Genomic DNA, 18,073 nt, shown 5'->3' on the forward strand with positions numbered 1-18,073 from the left:
TTTGGAAGTTAAGAGTCGTTATTAAGGGGGTTATTCTAACTCAATTGCAGGTGCGCTTCCCAGCTCGCTTAAGGATAATTCTTGTTGATTAATAACCCGCCCGTCCACATCGCGGGTCGCTATGGTTACCAATGGGTCATCAGCAAGCCAAAACACTTCGACGGTGCCATAACGTGACTCTACACTCGGCCGGCCAGCTCGAAACGGGTTTGCCGGAATAAACCGGGCATTCTGATTGATGCTGCCAGGAGTAAGCTGCCACACGCCGTAGTCGGTAGCAGTAGAGTCATAACTTAAATCACCCCAGTGGGTTCCAGCGCCTACCAGAATAACGCCGTTGGCATTGGTGCGTTGCAATACCGCACGCAGTTTTTGCCGTTCATTGCCAAATAACGACCAAGTATCAAAGCCCTGCTCGCCCGCTAAAACAGGAATCGAACTGGCAATAATTCGCACTGCTGCCGGCTGTTGCAACTGAGCTTCCAGCCATTGCCATTGCTTGTTGCCCAGCAACTTAGCACCGCTTTCGGCTTGCCAGGAACCGCGTTGATGCCACCAGTAGTCAATTTGCCGTTGCCACCAGGACGCCCGCTTTAACGGCTGTCGATGCCAGCGAGTATCCAGCATTAAAATCTGTATTCGTCGCTCACCTTGCCCCAAAAACATACTGCCGTACAAACCATCCTGGCGGTAATAGCGCTCGGTGTTGTAGGGCTCATTCCAGTATTCAATAAAGTGCTGACGAACTTCTGCCTTGTGCTTATGGGTATTATCTACGCGGCCGTTCAGGGCATAGTCGTATTCATTCCATACCGCCATAGTATAGGCGTTTTGGCGAATCAGCCGCAGTCCTCTGGAGCGTGACAAAATTTCATAGCCGTCGGTTAAATCTTCCAGATCATCGGCGTTCACGTCAATCATGTCGCCCATCATCAGAACTAAGTCAGGGTTAAAGCGACGAATGGGTTCCCACGCACGCTGGCGACGATCCGGTTCCACACAACAGGCAACAGCAACTCGCGTGTATTCTTTGATGGCGTCCTGTGCATTGGCAAGGCTGCCCAACTGCAAGGCAGCTAGCACACTAATTAAGCCTGTAATGACTCCAATCCTGACCGACTTCACGCAAAACCCTCGTTAGCTAACTGTTTTTTTATCGGCAAAAACGGGGAAAAACTTAGTCCAAATCAACCGTCGCGCCGGCTAAAGTGTCACCCCCGCCTGGGTTTTCACCACTGAGCTTAACTTGCAGACGTAAATCATTCGGTGCGTCGGCATGACGCAACGCATCTTCAAGGGTGATTCGTTTGTTTTTATACAGCGCATACAGAGCTTGATCGAAAGTTTGCATTCCCAGCTCTTTCGACTTCGCCATAATTTCTTTGATATCACCCATGTCGCCGGTTGCAATTTTCTCAGCAATAATCGGGCTATTTAATAAAATTTCGATAGCAGCAACCCGTCCGCCACCGGCGCTTGGCAATAGTTGCTGCGCCACGATAGCGCGCAAGTTAAGTGACAAGTCAAACATCAACTTGCCAACTTTCTCTTTCGGCACCAAGTGCATAATCCGCTCAATGGCCTGATTAGCATTGTTGGCGTGCAAGGTTGCCACACACAGGTGTCCGGTTTCAGCGAAAGTAAGGGCATACTCCATTACTTCCTGAGACCGGATTTCACCCACCAGAATTACGTCCGGCGCCTGCCGCAGCGAGCTTTTTAGTGCTGACTCAAAGGATTCGGTGTCGGTGCCCACTTCACGCTGAGTGATCATGCAACCACCGTGCTCATGCACAAATTCAATTGGGTCTTCAATGGTAAGTATGTGGCCTTTGGAATGGTGATTACGATGCCCCAGCAAGGCCGCCAACGACGTAGATTTACCGGTACCGGTGCCACCAACTACCAACACTAAGCCACGTTTGGCCATAATCACTTTGGTAAGTATGTCGGGTAGTCCCAAACTCTCAACACTGGGAATATCAGTCACTATGCGGCGAATCACCATGCCAGCTTGCTGACGCTGCCAAAATGCACTCACCCGAAAGCGGCCCACACCATCGCGGGAGATAGCGAAGTTAGCTTCTTGTTCGTCAGCAAACTGCTGCCGCTGTTTGTCGTTCATAGCCTGATGAGCCAGTTCCAGCGCTTGCTCGGCAGTAAGCTTGGTATCCGCTAATGGCGTTAGCTCGCCATCAACTTTTGCGCTTGGCGCCAAGCCCGCAGAAATAAATAAGTCGGAAGCATCGCGTGCTACCATTTGCTCCAGCAACTGATTTAACTGCATCACCGCTCTCCTGTTTATTACTAATAACCTGGTGCTACACCGGGCCGTTAAAACGAGTCTTTATGGTTAGCTCTGGTGCGAGCATCCTGGGTTGATATCACGCCTTTATTAACCAACTGCAGCAAGCTTTGATCCAGAGTTTGCATGCCATGTGCTGCGCCGGTTTGAATAGACGAATACATTTGCGCAATTTTATCCTCGCGGATCAGGTTTTTAATGGCTGAGGTTGCAATCATAATTTCGTGCGCAGCCACCCGGCCACCGCCAACACGCTTTATCAGCGCCTGACTAATAACTGCCCGCAACGATTCCGACAGCATGGAGCGCACCATTGATTTCTCATCGCCGGGGAATACATCCACAATACGGTCTATGGTTTTAGGTGCGGAAGTCGTGTGCAGGGTGCCAAACACTAAATGACCAGTTTCAGCCGCAGTCATAGCCAGCCGAATGGTTTCCAGATCACGCATTTCACCCACCAGAATCACATCCGGATCTTCCCGCAAGGCCGAGCGCAAAGCGGCATTAAAACTGCGCGTATCGCGATGCACTTCCCGCTGGTTAATCAGGCTTTGCTTGTTTTTGTGCACAAACTCGATCGGGTCTTCAATGGTCAGAATATGGTCATGCCGGTTTTCATTAATGTAATCCACCATGGCCGCCAGCGTAGTTGATTTACCTGAGCCGGTAGGCCCGGTTACCAGTACAAGTCCACGAGGATTGTTGGCGATATCTTTAAAAATATCCGGAGCGCCCAGTTGTTCTAAGGTCAATACGTCGTTGGGAATCGTTCTGAATACCGCAGCAGCGCCACGATTTTGAATAAAAGCATTAACCCGGAAACGCGCCATGTCGGGAACTTCAAATGAAAAATCACATTCCAGATTTTGTTCGTATTCCTTGCGCTGGCGATCATTCATGATGTCGTAAATTAACTCATGCACCTGCTTGTGATTCAGCGCCGGAATATTAATTTTACGAACCTCACCATCTACTCGAATCATTGGTGGTGAATCAGCCGACAAATGCAGGTCAGATGCGTTATGCTTTACGCTGAAAGCCAAAAGTTCGGTAATATCCATAACTTATTCCTACACTGAATGGTTATATTAATTTTTTGGAGGAAAGTCGCACTATGACGACCATCGCAACAAGTGTTGCAGACAACATAGCACGGATTCAGCAGCAACTGCAGCAGGCGGCAGCTACAGCTAAACGTAATCCGAACTCGGTGCGTCTCATCGCTGTTAGTAAAACTAAACCGACAGCGCTCATAGAGCAAGCTTATCAGGCTGGCCAGCGCGACTTTGGCGAGAATTACGTGCAAGAAGGCGTTGATAAAATACAGCAGCTGTCAGGTTTAACGGACATTTGCTGGCATTTCATTGGTCCGCTCCAGTCCAATAAAACCAAAGACGTTGCCGCGCATTTTGATTGGGTACAAAGCATTGACCGACTCAAAATTGCCCGTCGCCTAAGTGATCAGCGCAGCCCTGACTTGCCACCGCTGCAAGTGCTTATTCAGGTAAATATTGACGACGAAACGACCAAGTCCGGGGTTTCAGAAGCAGAACTGATGCCGCTTGCCGAAGCTATTAACGCACTACCCAATATAGAGTTGCGGGGCCTTATGGCGATACCGGCCCCAGGTGCTGCAAGCGGTCAAACAACCAGCTTTGCCACCATGCACGGGTTGTTTTTAAAGTTACAAGCCCAATATAAACAAGTGGATACCTTATCAATGGGTATGAGCGACGATGTGGTTGCGGCTATTGAGCATGGCTCAACCATGGTTCGCATTGGTACCGCCATTTTTGGTGCGCGCTCTACCTGACAAATTCATTACTGGTTTCGCACTTTGCGCAGTAGTTATTCTCTGGCGCGGCAAACTGGTTATTAAGACAAGGACTAATTTATGAGTGATTATCGCAAAATTGCCTTTATCGGCGCGGGCAACATGACCCAGAGTATTGTCGGTGGCATGTGTCAAAGCGGATACCCTGCTGACCATATTTTCATTAGTAATCCCAGCCCCGAAAAGCTTGAAAAAATGTCTGCTAAACATGGTGTTACTACCAGCCAGAATAATGCTGAAGTAGCGGCTCAGGCTGACGTTATTGTGTTAGCGGTAAAACCTCAGTTAATGCAGGATGTGTGCGCGGCGTTGCGCAAAGAAGTCAGTGATTTAGCCAGTAAGCTTATTGTTACTATTGCCGCTGGTATTCGCATTGAAAAATACTACCAGTATCTGGGCGACGACATTCGCATGGTGCGCGTGATGCCAAACACCCCGTCATTGGTTGGTGAAGGTATGTCGGGTTTAGTAGCTGACAGCAAAGCTACCGATGACGACAAAGCTTATATTGAAAAAGCCTTTAAAGGCGTGGGCGCCACCCAGTGGGTTAGCACCGAAGACGAACTTGATATTCTTGGCGCTGTTGCCGGTAGTGGCCCGGCGTATTTCTTTGAATTCATGGCCAGCTTACAAAAAGCTGCGGTGGAATTGGGTTACGACAGTGACAAAGCGCGTCAAATGGTGCAGCAAACCGCTTTAGGTGCGGCAAAAATGGCTATGAATAGCGATTTAGAGCTATCAGAACTAAGATCTCAGGTAACCAGTAAAGGTGGTTCTACCGCCAAGGGTGTTGAGGTTTATCAACAGGCCGACGTGGACGGCATTTCAGCGAAAGCTGTGAAAGCTGCCGTGACGCGCAACCAGGAAATGGCTAAACTGTTTTAAGAACAGTTTACCCGCCGGGTTTTATTTGAGCTTAACAAGGATTGCTAATCTATGAATGCACTTAATTTTCTAATCACTATAGTGTTCGATTTAGCCCTGATGGTGATTATTTTACGGGTTTGGCTGCAAGCCTCTCGCGCTAATTTTTACAATCCGGTGAGCCAGTTTGTGGTGAAAGCCACTAACCCGTTGGTGTTGCCATTACGCCGTTTAATTCCCACCATGGGTCGGCTGGACCTGGCAACCGTAGTGTTAGCGGTCATTGTTGGTATTTTAAAGCTGGTCGCACTGTATGCGGCCAGTGGCATGCCAATTCCATGGGTACCGGTAATTATTTCCGGCGCCTTAGTAGCCTTAGGCGCATTCTTGCAACTGCTATTCTGGATCTTAATTATCAGAGCACTACTAAGTTGGTTTAGCCAGGGGCACAACCCAATGGAAATGATGCTGCAGCAGTTAACCGAACCAATGCTAGCACCAATCCGTCGCATTCTGCCGGCTATGGGTGGGCTTGATTTATCGGTGCTGGTACTGATTATTATTGTTCAGTTTGTTCGAATTCTGATTGGTGTTTAGCGGTTAAACAGCGGGTTTCAACATAAGGAAAGCCATGTCATGCGTACCTTCTTATTTGCGTTACTGATAAGCCTGACGCCCTTTGCTGCACAAGCGGAAACGCAACAACGGCTAGGGCCATGGGAGGTACATTACAGTGCTTTCCGCTCTACTTTTATAAAGCCAGAAATAGCGCGGCAATATGATCTGGAGCGCAGTCGTTATCTGGCAGTTATCAACATCTCGGTGCTGGCCGCAGAACAGGCTGGTAAGCCCGCGCAAAGTGTTGAGGTATCGGGTTATGCTACCAATGGTATCGGCAATAGGTTGCAGCTGGATTTTAGCGAAGTAAAAGAAGGTGAAGCTATTTATTATTTAGCGCAAACAAGCTTCACCAATGTTGAGGTACTACGTTTTACTATTATCATTGCTGACGGCGAAAATAAGCAGGAACTGAAGTTTCAGCAGCGCTTCTATACCGACGAATAGCACCGACGAATAGTAAGCCGAGTTAAGCCCCCGGGGTAGTTTCAGTAGTTAACGTTTTTACACCCACGCTAATGGTATTGCCCTGTTCATCCAGTTGCCGCACAGTTAGCAATACATGCCCTAATTGCAATTGGTCACCAACTACTACCCGACGGTGAAACTTGTAGGAAATATATTCAGCCAGAGTGCGCGCTGCCAGGCTGTCTTTTAACTCGCCCACCGGATAGAAACTGGCCACATCGGCCAGAGTTAAATCGGCATGCAGGGTAAAGTCACCGAAGAAGTCTTTCTCGCTCAATTGCGGTCCGCCGCCACCAGAAGCGAATACCCGACTAATAGCGACCATGTCGCTAACACGGGCTACCACCAACAATGCATCCCCTTCGGTCAGGCGCGGGTTTTCCTCAGGCTGAATCCAGCCTCCCTCCCGAATAATACCCACAAAGGATGTAGGTGCCGGTAAGCGTAATTCATCCCAGGTGTGATCGCAGGCCGGCGACAACCGATCAATATCGTATTCCCAAACTTCCAGGGCATCCCGGCTTGGAATGGCTTCCAGCGGCATGCGTTGCTTTGGCTCTGCCTCGGGCGGAACTTCCAGCCCTAACCAACGCGCCACCGGCGCAATAGACCACCCCTGTACCAATAACGAAACCAGTACCACGAAGAAGGCCACGTCAAAATACAGTTCTTGATTGGGTAAGCCGCTTAACCATGGAAACAACGCCAGAATAATAGGCACGGCCCCACGTAACCCAACCCAGCTAATAAATACTTGCTCACGCCACGGAAAGGAAAAAGGTAACAGGCAAACTACGGTAGCCAGCGGCCTGGCAATAAAAATCAGGATGAAAGCAACCGTGAGGGCTAACGGAGCATGCTCAATAAGCTGTGAAGGGGTAACCAGTAGTCCCAAAATCAGGAACATCATGATTTGACTGAGCCACGCCAGACCATCCTGCACCTGCAGAATATGGACTAGTTGCGGTAATCGCGCATTACCGATCATAAAGCCCATTAAATAAACGGCCAGAAAACCACTACCGTTTAACGAGGTGGTAGCTGCATAAATAATAATTGCCGCAGCCGCAGCCAACAGTGGGAAAAAGGTAAAGCTCAACGGAATTTTCCGCGCCATGATAATAAACAAGCGCCCGCCTATCCAACCACCCAGCAAACCCAGCACCAGTTGCACAGCCACCTGGCCAACCAAGCCCAGCACACTGAGCTCCTGGCCAGTTACCAGCGCCATAGTAAGCGTCATGGTTAGAATTACAGCCATGGGGTCGTTGGTACCAGACTCTATTTCCAGCGTGGCGGCCACACGTTGTTTAATCTTCATGCCGCGCGACTGGAAAATACCAAATACCGCGGCCGCATCGGTGGAACTGAGAATTGCGCCAATTAATAGCGCTGTGGCCCAGGGTAAATTAAACAGGTAAACAATACCGGCAGCCAGAATAGTACAAGTTAGCGCAACCCCAACGGTTGCCAAACTCACCGCAGGCCACAGTGCCACCCGAAACCTGTCGGAGTGGGTGCGCATACCGCCATCAAATAGAATAATAACAAGTGCTGCAGAGCCTATTAAGAAGCTTATTTCGGGGCTATTGAACTCAATGCCAAGTACGCCCTCTTCACCAGCTAACATACCGATAACAAGGAAGGTAAGCAGAATAGGTGCGCCCAGCCGTGCCGATAGCACGCCAGCCAGAATACTAACCAGAAGCAGGGTTCCGAAAAGCAACATGATGCCGGTCATTTCGTCCAAGTCTGACTCCTTGATGTTGGGCTTTGTGATAGGGCGTTCAGTTCATAAATGGTATCATAACCCATATTCATTACAGTAAGTGGATTAGAGATCTATGCGTGAACTTGTTCTTGCTACGGGCAACCAGGGTAAAGTAAAAGAATTACAGAACTTGTTAGCCGCCGCAAACTGGCAGGTTAAACCGCAGTCGCACTGGCAATTACCGGAAGCAGAAGAAACCGGCACCACTTTTGTGGAGAACGCCATTATTAAAGCTCGCCACGCAGCCCGGTTAACCGGCTTGCCGGCTATTGCCGATGACTCAGGTTTAGCGGTATCGGCGCTCGGCGGTGCCCCTGGCGTTTACTCTGCGCGATATGCCGGCGCTGACGCCACCGACAACGACAATGTCACTAAACTACTTGATGCGCTAGCCAAGGTTCCTGAATCTGAACGCCAGGCCTGTTTTCATTGTGTGTTGGTTTACCTAGCTCATGCCGATGACCCAACACCGCTTATTTGTCACGGCCAGTGGCACGGCGAAATTGCCACAGCAACCTCAGGCAAGGGTGGTTTCGGTTACGACCCGGTATTTTTTGTGCAGTCTGACAATTGCACCGCGGCCGAGCTAGAGCCATCACGTAAACATGAACTCAGCCATCGTGGCCAAGCGTTACGGGAATTACTAAGCAAACTTGAGAGTCAGTCGTAATATGCTAAAACTGCCACCGCTATCGTTATACGTACACATTCCCTGGTGCGTGCAAAAATGCCCCTACTGCGATTTCAACTCGCACACCATGAAAGGTGAGATTCCCGAACAGGCATACCTAAATCGTCTGTTAGATGACCTTCGAGCAGACTTAGATGGCGTGCAGGGTCGTAGTTTAACCAGCATTTTTATTGGTGGTGGCACGCCAAGCTTAATCTCTGCGGCCGGCATTAAGCGCCTGCTTGACGGCATTCAGAGTTATATTCCTTTTGCTAATGATTGCGAAATCACTCTGGAAGCCAATCCGGGGACCTTCGAAACTGAGCGTTTTGCTGGCTTTGCCACCGCTGGGGTGAACCGACTGTCTATTGGGGTGCAAAGCTTTCAGGCCGAACAATTACAACGACTCGGACGAATTCATAACCCTGCACAAGCGGAACAAGCCGCCCGGCACGCAGCCACCTTGCCGCTGAAAAGCTTTAATCTGGACATTATGCATGGGCTACCGCAACAAACACTTGCGGCCGCAATGGACGACTTAGCGCAGGCTATAGCTTTGGAGCCCCCCCATATTTCCTGGTATCAGCTGACCATTGAACCTAACACCGCTTTTGCCAGCCGCCCGCCGCAGTTGCCAGACGATGACACCCTATGGGAAATACAGCTGGCCGGGCAACAATTGCTTGCGCAGGCGGGATATGAACAATACGAAGTAAGTGCTTATGCTAAACCCGGCGAGCAAAGTAAGCACAATCGCAATTATTGGCTATTTGGAGATTATTTGGGAATAGGATGTGGCGCGCACAGTAAAATTACCTGGCCGGAGAAAAATAGCATTTTGCGATGTGAAAAAATCAAGCATCCACAGGGGTATCTGGATTTAACCAGACCACTTCGCTACCGGGAATGGTCAGTTAGTGCTGAAGAGTTACCTTTTGAGTTCTTTATGAATCAACTACGGTTGTCAGAACCGGCACCTAAGCAAGCTTTCGTTGATTACACCGGGCTGTCTAACGAACTGGCCGCAGAGTTACTGCAGCCATCCATTGATAAAGGCCTGCTAACCGAAACACCAACCCATTGGCAAACTACCGAACTAGGCAAGCGCTACCTGAACAGTATTTTAGATACCATGGTTTAACGCATTTGCTGAGCCTCATGCGGCTAGCTAGTCCTTCGGCCGTGAATATTGTTGATGCGGGCACATTGCGCCTGATGTGGAACATCAGGCTACGTGCATTCCGTTAGGCGATTCGTTCGAATTGTAGGTCCCAAACGCCGTGGCCCAGCCGCTGGCCACGAGCTTCAAACTTCGTCAGCGGGCGATGGTCAGGGCGCGGCACATAAGCGTTGTCGGTAGCCAGATTACGGAAACCTTCCGCGGCCTGCATCACTTCAAGCATATACTCCGCATAATTTTCCCAGTCGGTTGCCAAATGCAAAATACCACCAGGCTTTAATTTTTTCCGTAACTGCTGCACAAACTCAGGTTGAATAATGCGACGCTTGTGGTGACGCTTTTTGTGCCATGGATCAGGAAAGAATATCTGGATAGTGCTCAGGCTTTCATCGGCAATACAGTCTGCCAATACCTCAACAGCGTCATGCTCATATACGCGTAAGTTTTCAACCTGCTGCTCTTCTGCCTCAAGTAAACATGCACCAACACCAGGACGATGAACTTCAATACCAATAAAGTCCTGATCGGGAGCCGCTTTGGCCATTTCCACCAACGACTTTCCCATACCGAAGCCTATTTCCAGAACGACCGGAGCGGAACGTCCAAATACAGCTTTTAAATCTATAGCTTCAGCTTGATGTTCCAGCCCAAGCTTTGGCCATTGCCGTTCCAGCGCACCAGCCTGACCTTTGGTTAAGCGCCCTTCGCGCTTTACAAAGCTGCGAATACGCCGAATGTACTTACCAGACGCTTCAGCATCTTCAATACTTGCATGTTTGCTCATTAAAACTAGCTACTCTGTTGGTGAACTCGAAAATACCCGCACATTATGTCAAACAACAAAAAAAGGCGCAGTAAAAACTGCGCCTTTTTATTAGTTGTTACCGATAATCAGATTTTAGTCTTCAATAACCGGAACCCGGTTGGTAACAGATAGCTTAGCTTCGATGCGACGGTTAGTTTGACGCGCTTCAGCTGAAGTACCTTCAACTTTCGGACGTTGTTCGCCATAGCCTTTTGAGCTTACGCGACTTCTGGCAATACCGAAGTTGTTCACCAAACTATTGGCAACGGCTTCTGCACGACGTTCTGACAACCACTGGTTGTAATCATCATCGCCGGTGTAATCCGTATGACCTTCAATCACGATATCCAATTGTGGATGTTCTTTCATGAAGTCCGCCATGTCACGAATATCTGACGTTGCACCCGAACGAATTTGCGATGAGTTAATTTCAAACTCAACCAATAAGGTTTCGGTCAGAGTTTCGTTGGTGTAAATCACACAACCTTCTTCATCAACGCTGTAAGTTGCCGGTGTATTCGGACATGCATCACGGCTATTTGGTACACCGTCATTGTCTGAATCTACTGGTGCAGCTGCCGGTTGTGGAGCTGGCCGTGGCTGAGCGCGTTGTGGCGCTGGCGTAGGCTTAGTTTCCTGACCAGTACTACCGAAGAAGTACTGTAAACCAACAGTAGTCATCACTTCAGTCAGGTTAGTTTCGTTTTGCTGTAAATTAGCTTCCCAGCGAAACGCCCAATTGTTATCAATAAAGTTACGATAACCAAAGGTACCCTTATAAAACTTGGTGTCATAACCACCTAATTTAACGCGGGTAATACCTAAACCGGTATAGAAGTTAGGCGACATATTATAAATCAGGTCACCACCGTAAGATTCGCCGTTCGCTGATGAACCGAAATCATCCACGTCAGCTGCCAAATCTGTGTAAGAAACACGTAATTCCCAGTTATCAAAAATACGATAACCAGCTTCAAGACCCATTAAGAATACGTCGGTACCGCCTTCGTATTCTCTTACCTGTCCATCCATAATGGCTACGCGGTCAGTGTCTAGCCAACCAAAGCCTGAATTTGCACCGATGTAGAAATCACCGTGCGCTTCCTGTCTATCCTGCGCGTCCTGTGCTGCAGCTGGTAATACCATGACTGCACTTAATGCAGCAGCAACGGCTGTAGCAATTTTTGTAAAACCTTTCATGAGATTCTCCTTTGTTCTCAACGGCAAACTTCATCAGTTTTATATAACTGATAAAAACTAGTAATTTTGTTCTTGCTTCATGCGCTTCGATTCGGAAATAGTTCTTTAGTTTCGAAGCTTTACGTCATCTTTACAGAAGCTCTCAACTATATAAGTATAGCTTGTTAGTGGGCTTTTACGTTAATTTCTGTAATCCTGATCGCCGCTTTTTCGAAATACTTACGAATTGGATACCTTTTGAGTGCTAAATGAACAATCCACCACCCTTATCTACTGGCTTTATTGATAATTTCGCCCGTCGCGTTGTGTCCTGGCAAGCCAGCCACGGGCGCCACGACCTGCCCTGGCAACAACAGCCGACGCCTTATCAAGTGCTGGTTAGCGAAGTAATGCTGCAACAAACACAAGTAAGTACCGTAATTCCTTACTATCAGCGCTGGCTTGCCCAGTTTCCCGATGCCGAGAGTTTAGCAGCTGCTACTGACGATGAAGTTATGGCGCTGTGGCAAGGGCTGGGCTACTACGCCCGCGCCCGAAACCTGAAGAAAGCAGCTAGCTATATTTGTACCGAGCTCGCACATCAAGTTCCGCAACAGCCCGAGCAATTGCGAGAAATTCCCGGAGTGGGTCCCTACACCGCAGGCGCTATAACTAATTTTGCCTATAATAAGCCTGCAGCCATAGTTGACGGGAACATTAAACGGCTATTTTGCCGGTTATTCGGAATTCATGGTCAGTTAGCCAGCACGCCCGTAACCAAACAAGTATGGCAATTGGCTGAACAACTTACTCCGGCCACGAATAATCGTAGTTACGCCCAGGGCTTATTGGATCTTGGGGCGACTATATGTAAGCCGCGTTCACCCTTGTGCAAACAGTGCCCACTGGCAAGCGACTGCGTGGCCTTTCAGCAAGACCTTATTCACGAATTGCCCACGCCAAAAGTACGTAAGAGCACACCAACCAAATCCGGCTTTTTCCTGTGGTTGATGAAAGAAGATAAGATTTATCTTGTACGGCGCCCCAAGCAGGGTATTTGGTCTCAACTGTGGTGCTTACCCGAGCTAAGTAGCCCGCAAGTGGATAAACAGGTACTACAAGAGCACGGCACCTTTAAACATGTATTCAGCCATTACAAACTTAATGCCCACGTTTACCAGCCGAGTGCTACAACTAATGAGCAACAGCTATTGAGCATGCTAGGTGTTAACGAAGAACTGCACGGGAGCTACGTTGCGGTATCTGAACTTGCCGCTGTTGGGCTGCCCGCGCCGATCCGCAGTTATCTGGAAGCTACTATAGATGCTCTGCAATAACCCGCACCTAAGTTGCTTTCGCCGCCCTGGCAGGTAGAATGAAAACAGTTGATACTTTTAATTATTGAGGCACACGCATTATGAGCCGTACGGTTTACTGCCAGTACTTGAAAAAAGAAGCGGAAGGTTTGGACTTCCAATTGTATCCAGGTGAGCTGGGTACTCGTATTTATGAAAACATATCCAAAGAGGCCTGGGGCCTGTGGCAACAGAAGCAAACCATGCTAATTAATGAAAAACGCCTGAATATGATGCAACCTGAAGCCAGAACTTTTCTGGAAGAACAGATGAAAGCATTCCTTTTTGAAGGAAAAGACGTTGAAATTGAGGGTTATACTCCTCCATCCAAATAAAGTATCCGAAGCCCTTTATGGTAAAGGGCTTTTTTTTCTCTGCTTGTACATTAAAGTAAACATGATCGGAACTTTTGCGAACTACATACCCTAGTAAAATAGCGATCATGCTCTAGAGTTATACATGCAGCCTAGAGAATAGCCGTAGATTCTGTTAGACTACGAACTACTTTTTAAGCCTCTTTGCCACAAATCAAAGGAAACCTTTAACCATGAATATGCCGACTTGGCATCGTGCTGTATTAAAAGTAGGAAGCGCACTTATAGCGCCCGATGAAACTGGTACCAGTACCAAGTATTTGCTCGCAATTGCTCGCTTCATTATTGAATGCCATGAACAAGGCAAAGAAATTGTACTTGTTTCCTCAGGCAGCGCAGCAGCTGGTAGAAAGCATATAGCTTGTAACCAGGAAAAAATTCCGGTGGTGGTAAAAAAAGCAATGGCCGCAGTTGGACAAACCGACATGATGGCTAATTGGTCCCGCTTTTTTGATTTCCCCTGTGCGCAAGTATTGATGACTCACGGCGATTTACGCGATCGCGCCCGTTACGTCAGTGTTAAAAACACCCTGCATACATTGTTAGAGCACGACGTACTGCCAATTGTTAACGAGAACGATGCGTTAGCAACAGACGAAATGAAAGTAGGCGATAACGATAATTTATCGGCTATGGTTGCGACGCTGGTTGACGCTGACGCGCTGTTTATTTGTTCAGATATTGACGGCTTGTTTGACGCAGACCCGCGCATTAAACCTGACGCGAAGAAGATTCCGGTAGTTGACGTTATTGATGAGAAAATTTACTCGCTAGCGGGCGGCACTACTAACAAGATTGCCACCGGTGGCATGCGCACTAAAATTGAAGCGGCTGAGAAAGCAACGTCGCATGGCATCGACACCTATATAGTAAACGGTCGTGTAGGAGCTACTTTCGAAGAGCTGCTAAACGGCAATAACCCAGGCACTTTATTTAAGCGCCAGCAAGATCCAATGAGTAATAAGAAACACTGGTTGCGCCACACCCTAATTTCACAAGGTGAAGTATTAGTGGATGAAGAAACCGTGGAGCAACTGACTAAACACGGTGCAGCACTTACTGCTGCAGGAATTGTTGATGTACAAGGTGACTTCAACCGCGGTGATGCGGTTCTGGTAAGAAGCGCTGATAGTGCGGATGCAATAGCAAAAGGCATCTGCCAGTACAGCTCGCATGAGCTGATACACATTAAGGGTCATGAGACTTCTGAAATTGCCGAGCAATATGGCTACAGCCCTATTACCGAAGTTATACCTAGTAACGATTTAATGATATTGGAGGAAGAATACGTATGAGTGACTCCGTAGCAACTGAAATTTCTAAACGCGCTGCCGTAGCAGCCCGCGCTGTTGCAAAACTGACAACAGCCGAAAAAAATGCCGTTTTACAAAAAATGGCTGATGCCATTCGCGCTTCAGAACAAGATATTCTGGCAGTAAATAAGAAAGACCTGCAGCAAGGCAAGGAAAAAGGCCTTAGCGACGCCATGATGGACCGTTTGCAGTTAGATAGCGAACGCGTTGAAGGTATGGCCACTGCTATTGAAGAAATTATTAAACTGGACGACCCGGTTGGCGAGCGCTACCCGTTCACTGAACGTCCGAACGGTATTAAAGTAGAAAAAATGCGTATCCCGCTTGGGGTTATCTGCATGATTTACGAAGCACGTCCTAATGTTACAGCCGATGCTGGCTCATTATGCTTCAAATCAGGCAACGCGGTAATTTTACGTTGTGGCCGTGAAGCCATTGATACCAGTAAAGCTATTGCCAAAGCATTGCATCAGGCGTTGCGTGAAAGCAACTTACCAGAAGACGTGATTACCGTGGTACCAAGCCCGGATCGCGAACTCATGATGGAATTGCTGAAGCAAGATGATTACATTGATTTGGTTATTCCACGTGGCGGCGAAGGCCTGATTCACTTTGTTAGCGATAACAGCAAAATCCCTGTTATTCAGCATTATAAAGGTGTATGCCACCTGTATGTGGACAAAGACGCGGATCAAGAAAAAGCACTAAACATTCTGCTGAACGGTAAAACTCAACGTACTGGGGTATGTAACGCCTTAGAAGCGCTGTTAGTGCATTCAGACATTGCCAAAGAGTTCTTACCTAAAGCTGCCAAAGCGCTGGCAGAAAAGAACGTGAAAGTGCACGCCTGTAAGCAAAGCATTCAGTTCTTTGACGGTGCCGAGGCAATTGCTGATGACGCCTTCGGTGAAGAGTACCTGGCGCTCGAAATAGCGGTGCGTACTGTAGCTGACTATGACGGCGCGGTAGAGCACATTCAGGACTTTGGCAGCGGCCATACTGAAGTGATTATTTCAGAGAATCAGGAAACCGTTGAACGTTTCATTCGTGAAATCGATTCAGCTGTAACTATGGCGAACACTTCGTCACGCTTCTCTGATGGCGGTCAGTTAGGCTTAGGTGCAGAAATTGGTATCTCAACCAGTAAACTGCATGCCTATGGCCCAATGGGCTTACAATCTCTGACTACCGAGAAATACGTGGTAACTGGCACTGGCCAAATCCGCGAATAAGCAGCATTGCTAATACACTAAAAAGCCGGGCTAAATAGCCCGGCTTTTTTATATCTTAGTGCCTAATTAATTATCCGGCATAGCCATCAAGCAACGCCTGCCAGGCAGATTCATGCCAGTGGAAACTGGTGCCGTGCTCACGTGCTTTTTCGCGTTCCTTGCGCAGTGAACGGCGTAGCCTATCCAAATTAGCTTGTTGCCAGTCTGCCGCTTCCTTAAACCCACACTTGTCAAAATCTACTATCCACACTTTATTGTCAGCATCTAACATCAGGTTGTGGCAGTTTAAATCCGAGTGATACACGCCAGCATTATGTAACCGCTTTATTGCCGCACCTACTTCCGCCCAGGTTTCAGTCAGAATGGCGCGTTCACTAAGAATATGAAATAAGTCCTGCGCATTAGGAATAACTTCTACCAGAATGTCGGCGCGGTAGCCCCACACAGGTGCACGTTCATAGCGAGCGGCAACCGGCTTTGGTACCGGCAGTTCTAATTCGCGTAATTTCAACAACAAACTGAATTCTGCCATAGCCCGGGTTTTTGCTACCGGTTCGCGAGCAAAGCGGTCGCGGTTAAATTTGCCCACTAAGCCGCCCCGGTAGTAATGCCGTAACAACCATTTATTTTCACCACTATCAATAAACCAGGCCGTACTTCTGCCACTGGCTTTGCCCGAAACTTGTTGCTGCTGCTGCCAGTAGTCAGCACTAAAAATAGCTTCTGATGCCTCAGCCACTAATTCCGGGTCATACCAAATCTCACTAGTACCAATTTTTTCTGTTTTCATCATAGCTAAGGTCCTGCCCGAGGTTTGAGTTTGCGTGGCTAACTGCTGTTGTGCCACGGCAAACATGCGCTGGGTTGCCCCGGTATCATTCGTGAACGCGTTACGAGCTGCCGTTTGCAGCACCTGACATCGGTCAGGTTGCTGTAACAAGCTCTGCCAGTGCTGGGCCAACTCGTGCTGGTCGTTAGCCCAAAGCAGCGCGTTACACTGGTTTAATCGTTCATAAATAGCTTCAAAGTTAAATACATGCGGACCACTGCAAACCACAGCATCGGCAGCTACTGCTTCCAGTGGGTTATGACCGCCCCGCTCAATCAGGCTGCCCCCCACAAAAGCAACGTCTGCAACCGCGTACCAAAACAGCAACTCACCCATAGTATCGCCAAGTATCACCTGGGTATCTGCGGTGACTGCAGTGCACTGACTGCGCCGAACTGAGTTGAACCCGCCGCTATCGATAAGACTTTGTACTTTATCGAACCGCTCGGGATGCCTTGGTACCAAAATAAGTAGCGCGGTGGGGTTCTGAGTTAGTACTTGTGCGAAAGCAGCCAGCACTATTTCATCCTCACCCGCATGCGTACTGCCAGCCACTAACACAGGTCGTTGTTGCTGTTCACGCCAGTCGGCTGCACTTTGCTTTAGCGCTGCTGAGAGCGCTAAATCAAACTTCAGATTACCACTGACTTCAATTCGATCAGCTGGCACCCCAAGTTGCTGCATCCGGCTAGCGGTTTCCGGTGTTTGCGCACATACGTAAGTAAGTTGCTGCCAAACTGAGCCGAGCAACCAGGCAAAACGCTGATAACTTCGCGCCGAGCGCTCCGACAGCCGCGCATTCATGAGTAACACCGGAATATTACGTTGCTCGCTTTGTGCCAACATCGTCGGCCATAACTCGGTTTCCAGAATCACGACTAAGCGTGGCGCCAACTTGGTAAAAAACCGGCGCATTGCGGCAGTGGTATCAAAAGGTAAATAACAATGGTGAATACGGTTCGCAAAGTCAGACTTGGCGAACATATTCTGCAAAATATCAGAGCCAGTTGGAGTCATTGATGTAATGACCAAAGGCAGTTGCGGGTAACTCTCGGCTAGTTTGGTGATCAAGTTGCGCGCCGCAACAGTTTCGCCAACCGACACGCAATGAATAACAATGCCGTCACGCCACTGCGCTGGTATGTTCTGGCGCGCCAGCCGTTCGCGCCAGCGCAGGCGATATTCAGGAGCGCGCCGCCCCCGCCACCACAAATACGCAAAAATCAGTGGCAGCAGCAACGGCATCACTAGCCGATATGAAAAAGTCATCCGC

The 18,073-nt window shown here is 48.6% G+C and carries 17 protein-coding genes; 10 read left to right on the forward strand and 7 right to left on the reverse strand.

The features are described from left to right. Positions 1-30: 30 nt before the first annotated feature. The 3 genes from CCE91_RS12020 to CCE91_RS12030 are packed head-to-tail and all read right to left on the reverse strand — an operon-like array spanning position 31 to position 3,369. Positions 31-1,125 (reverse strand): alkaline phosphatase D family protein, encoded by a 1,095-nt coding sequence (locus CCE91_RS12020; RefSeq protein WP_126797231.1) that lies wholly within the window; start codon positions 1,123-1,125, stop codon positions 31-33. 52 nt (positions 1,126-1,177) lie between these two features. Continuing rightward, the gene (locus tag CCE91_RS12025) at positions 1,178-2,287 is read right to left on the reverse strand and encodes a PilT/PilU family type 4a pilus ATPase (protein ID WP_086435557.1); all 1,110 of its coding nucleotides are present in this window, start codon (positions 2,285-2,287) and stop codon (positions 1,178-1,180) included. A 47-nt stretch (positions 2,288-2,334) separates the two neighbouring features. Beyond that, the gene (locus CCE91_RS12030; protein ID WP_086435558.1) at positions 2,335-3,369 is read right to left on the reverse strand and encodes a type IV pilus twitching motility protein PilT; all 1,035 of its coding nucleotides are present in this window, start codon (positions 3,367-3,369) and stop codon (positions 2,335-2,337) included. A 53-nt stretch (positions 3,370-3,422) separates the two neighbouring features. On the opposite strand from CCE91_RS12030, the gene CCE91_RS12035 reads away from it, so the two are divergent. The 4 genes from CCE91_RS12035 to CCE91_RS12050 all read left to right on the forward strand — a co-directional run bounded on the left by CCE91_RS12035 (position 3,423) and on the right by CCE91_RS12050 (position 6,071). Beyond that, entirely contained in the window at positions 3,423-4,121 is a 699-nt protein-coding gene (locus CCE91_RS12035; RefSeq protein ID WP_086435559.1) for a YggS family pyridoxal phosphate-dependent enzyme, read from the forward strand. An 81-nt stretch (positions 4,122-4,202) separates the two neighbouring features. Further along, positions 4,203-5,027 (forward strand): pyrroline-5-carboxylate reductase, encoded by an 825-nt coding sequence (proC, locus tag CCE91_RS12040; protein WP_086435560.1) that lies wholly within the window; start codon positions 4,203-4,205, stop codon positions 5,025-5,027. A 51-nt stretch (positions 5,028-5,078) separates the two neighbouring features. Next, entirely contained in the window at positions 5,079-5,603 is a 525-nt protein-coding gene (locus tag CCE91_RS12045; RefSeq protein ID WP_086435561.1) for a YggT family protein, read from the forward strand. A gap of 39 nt (positions 5,604-5,642) precedes the next feature. After that, complete coding sequence (locus CCE91_RS12050; RefSeq protein WP_086435562.1) at positions 5,643-6,071, forward strand: DUF4426 domain-containing protein; 429 nt, start codon at positions 5,643-5,645, stop codon at positions 6,069-6,071. Between the two features lie 22 nt (positions 6,072-6,093). Here CCE91_RS12050 and CCE91_RS12055 read toward each other — a convergent pair whose 3' ends face one another. Continuing rightward, the gene (locus CCE91_RS12055) at positions 6,094-7,833 is read right to left on the reverse strand and encodes a potassium/proton antiporter (RefSeq protein ID WP_086435563.1); all 1,740 of its coding nucleotides are present in this window, start codon (positions 7,831-7,833) and stop codon (positions 6,094-6,096) included. 103 nt (positions 7,834-7,936) lie between these two features. On the opposite strand from CCE91_RS12055, the gene rdgB reads away from it, so the two are divergent. Then, on the forward strand, positions 7,937-8,533 hold the full coding sequence (gene rdgB, locus CCE91_RS12060) for an RdgB/HAM1 family non-canonical purine NTP pyrophosphatase (RefSeq protein ID WP_086435564.1): 597 nt from the start codon (positions 7,937-7,939) through the stop codon (positions 8,531-8,533). A gap of 1 nt (position 8,534) precedes the next feature. After that, positions 8,535-9,674: a radical SAM family heme chaperone HemW gene (hemW, locus tag CCE91_RS12065; RefSeq protein ID WP_086435565.1), complete on the forward strand. Its 1,140-nt coding sequence runs from the start codon at positions 8,535-8,537 to the stop codon at positions 9,672-9,674. 103 nt (positions 9,675-9,777) lie between these two features. On the opposite strand, the gene trmB is transcribed toward hemW, so the two are convergent. Together trmB and CCE91_RS12385 are read right to left on the reverse strand one after the other, a co-directional pair. After that, entirely contained in the window at positions 9,778-10,497 is a 720-nt protein-coding gene (gene trmB / locus CCE91_RS12070; RefSeq protein ID WP_086435566.1) for a tRNA (guanosine(46)-N7)-methyltransferase TrmB, read from the reverse strand. Between the two features lie 114 nt (positions 10,498-10,611). Further along, a complete protein-coding gene (locus CCE91_RS12385; RefSeq protein ID WP_086435567.1) occupies positions 10,612-11,718 on the reverse strand; it encodes an OmpA family protein in 1,107 nt (368 codons plus the stop codon). Positions 11,719-11,966: 248 nt separating this feature from the next. On the opposite strand from CCE91_RS12385, the gene mutY reads away from it, so the two are divergent. The 4 genes from mutY to CCE91_RS12095 all read left to right on the forward strand — a co-directional run bounded on the left by mutY (position 11,967) and on the right by CCE91_RS12095 (position 15,971). Beyond that, a complete protein-coding gene (mutY, locus tag CCE91_RS12080) occupies positions 11,967-13,034 on the forward strand; it encodes an A/G-specific adenine glycosylase (protein ID WP_086435568.1) in 1,068 nt (355 codons plus the stop codon). 80 nt (positions 13,035-13,114) lie between these two features. Next, positions 13,115-13,387 carry an oxidative damage protection protein gene (locus CCE91_RS12085; RefSeq protein WP_086435569.1) on the forward strand — a complete coding sequence of 91 codons (273 nt, stop codon included), beginning with the start codon at positions 13,115-13,117 and terminating at the stop codon, positions 13,385-13,387. A 212-nt stretch (positions 13,388-13,599) separates the two neighbouring features. Next, complete coding sequence (gene proB, locus CCE91_RS12090; RefSeq protein WP_086435570.1) at positions 13,600-14,721, forward strand: glutamate 5-kinase; 1,122 nt, start codon at positions 13,600-13,602, stop codon at positions 14,719-14,721. Then, positions 14,718-15,971 (forward strand): glutamate-5-semialdehyde dehydrogenase, encoded by a 1,254-nt coding sequence (locus CCE91_RS12095; protein ID WP_086435571.1) that lies wholly within the window; start codon positions 14,718-14,720, stop codon positions 15,969-15,971. Before proB ends, CCE91_RS12095 begins: the two co-directional genes overlap by 4 nt. 70 nt (positions 15,972-16,041) lie before the next feature. Here CCE91_RS12095 and waaA read toward each other — a convergent pair whose 3' ends face one another. After that, positions 16,042-18,069: a lipid IV(A) 3-deoxy-D-manno-octulosonic acid transferase gene (gene waaA, locus CCE91_RS12100; protein ID WP_086435572.1), complete on the reverse strand. Its 2,028-nt coding sequence runs from the start codon at positions 18,067-18,069 to the stop codon at positions 16,042-16,044. Between the last annotated feature and the right edge of the window lie 4 nt (positions 18,070-18,073).

It is taken from the genome of Pseudidiomarina planktonica, from assembly GCF_900177775.1.
Classification (GTDB): domain Bacteria; phylum Pseudomonadota; class Gammaproteobacteria; order Enterobacterales; family Alteromonadaceae; genus Pseudidiomarina; species Pseudidiomarina planktonica.

Bases quoted from the DNA above. Each gene is read 5' to 3' on its own strand.
- CCE91_RS12025 (WP_086435557.1), bottom strand. From the start codon at position 2,287: ATGCAGTTAAATCAGTTGCTGGAGCAAATGGTAGCACGCGATGCTTCC.
- CCE91_RS12030 (WP_086435558.1), bottom strand. From the start codon at position 3,369: ATGGATATTACCGAACTTTTGGCTTTCAGCGTAAAGCATAACGCATCT.
- CCE91_RS12035 (WP_086435559.1), top strand. From the start codon at position 3,423: ATGACGACCATCGCAACAAGTGTTGCAGACAACATAGCACGGATTCAG.
- proC (WP_086435560.1), top strand. From the start codon at position 4,203: ATGAGTGATTATCGCAAAATTGCCTTTATCGGCGCGGGCAACATGACC.
- CCE91_RS12045 (WP_086435561.1), top strand. From the start codon at position 5,079: ATGAATGCACTTAATTTTCTAATCACTATAGTGTTCGATTTAGCCCTG.
- CCE91_RS12050 (WP_086435562.1), top strand. From the start codon at position 5,643: ATGCGTACCTTCTTATTTGCGTTACTGATAAGCCTGACGCCCTTTGCT.
- CCE91_RS12055 (WP_086435563.1), bottom strand. From the start codon at position 7,833: ATGACCGGCATCATGTTGCTTTTCGGAACCCTGCTTCTGGTTAGTATT.
- rdgB (WP_086435564.1), top strand. From the start codon at position 7,937: ATGCGTGAACTTGTTCTTGCTACGGGCAACCAGGGTAAAGTAAAAGAA.
- hemW (WP_086435565.1), top strand. From the start codon at position 8,535: ATGCTAAAACTGCCACCGCTATCGTTATACGTACACATTCCCTGGTGC.
- trmB (WP_086435566.1), bottom strand. From the start codon at position 10,497: ATGAGCAAACATGCAAGTATTGAAGATGCTGAAGCGTCTGGTAAGTAC.
- CCE91_RS12385 (WP_086435567.1), bottom strand. From the start codon at position 11,718: ATGAAAGGTTTTACAAAAATTGCTACAGCCGTTGCTGCTGCATTAAGT.
- mutY (WP_086435568.1), top strand. From the start codon at position 11,967: ATGAACAATCCACCACCCTTATCTACTGGCTTTATTGATAATTTCGCC.
- CCE91_RS12085 (WP_086435569.1), top strand. From the start codon at position 13,115: ATGAGCCGTACGGTTTACTGCCAGTACTTGAAAAAAGAAGCGGAAGGT.
- proB (WP_086435570.1), top strand. From the start codon at position 13,600: ATGAATATGCCGACTTGGCATCGTGCTGTATTAAAAGTAGGAAGCGCA.
- CCE91_RS12095 (WP_086435571.1), top strand. From the start codon at position 14,718: ATGAGTGACTCCGTAGCAACTGAAATTTCTAAACGCGCTGCCGTAGCA.
- waaA (WP_086435572.1), bottom strand. From the start codon at position 18,069: ATGACTTTTTCATATCGGCTAGTGATGCCGTTGCTGCTGCCACTGATT.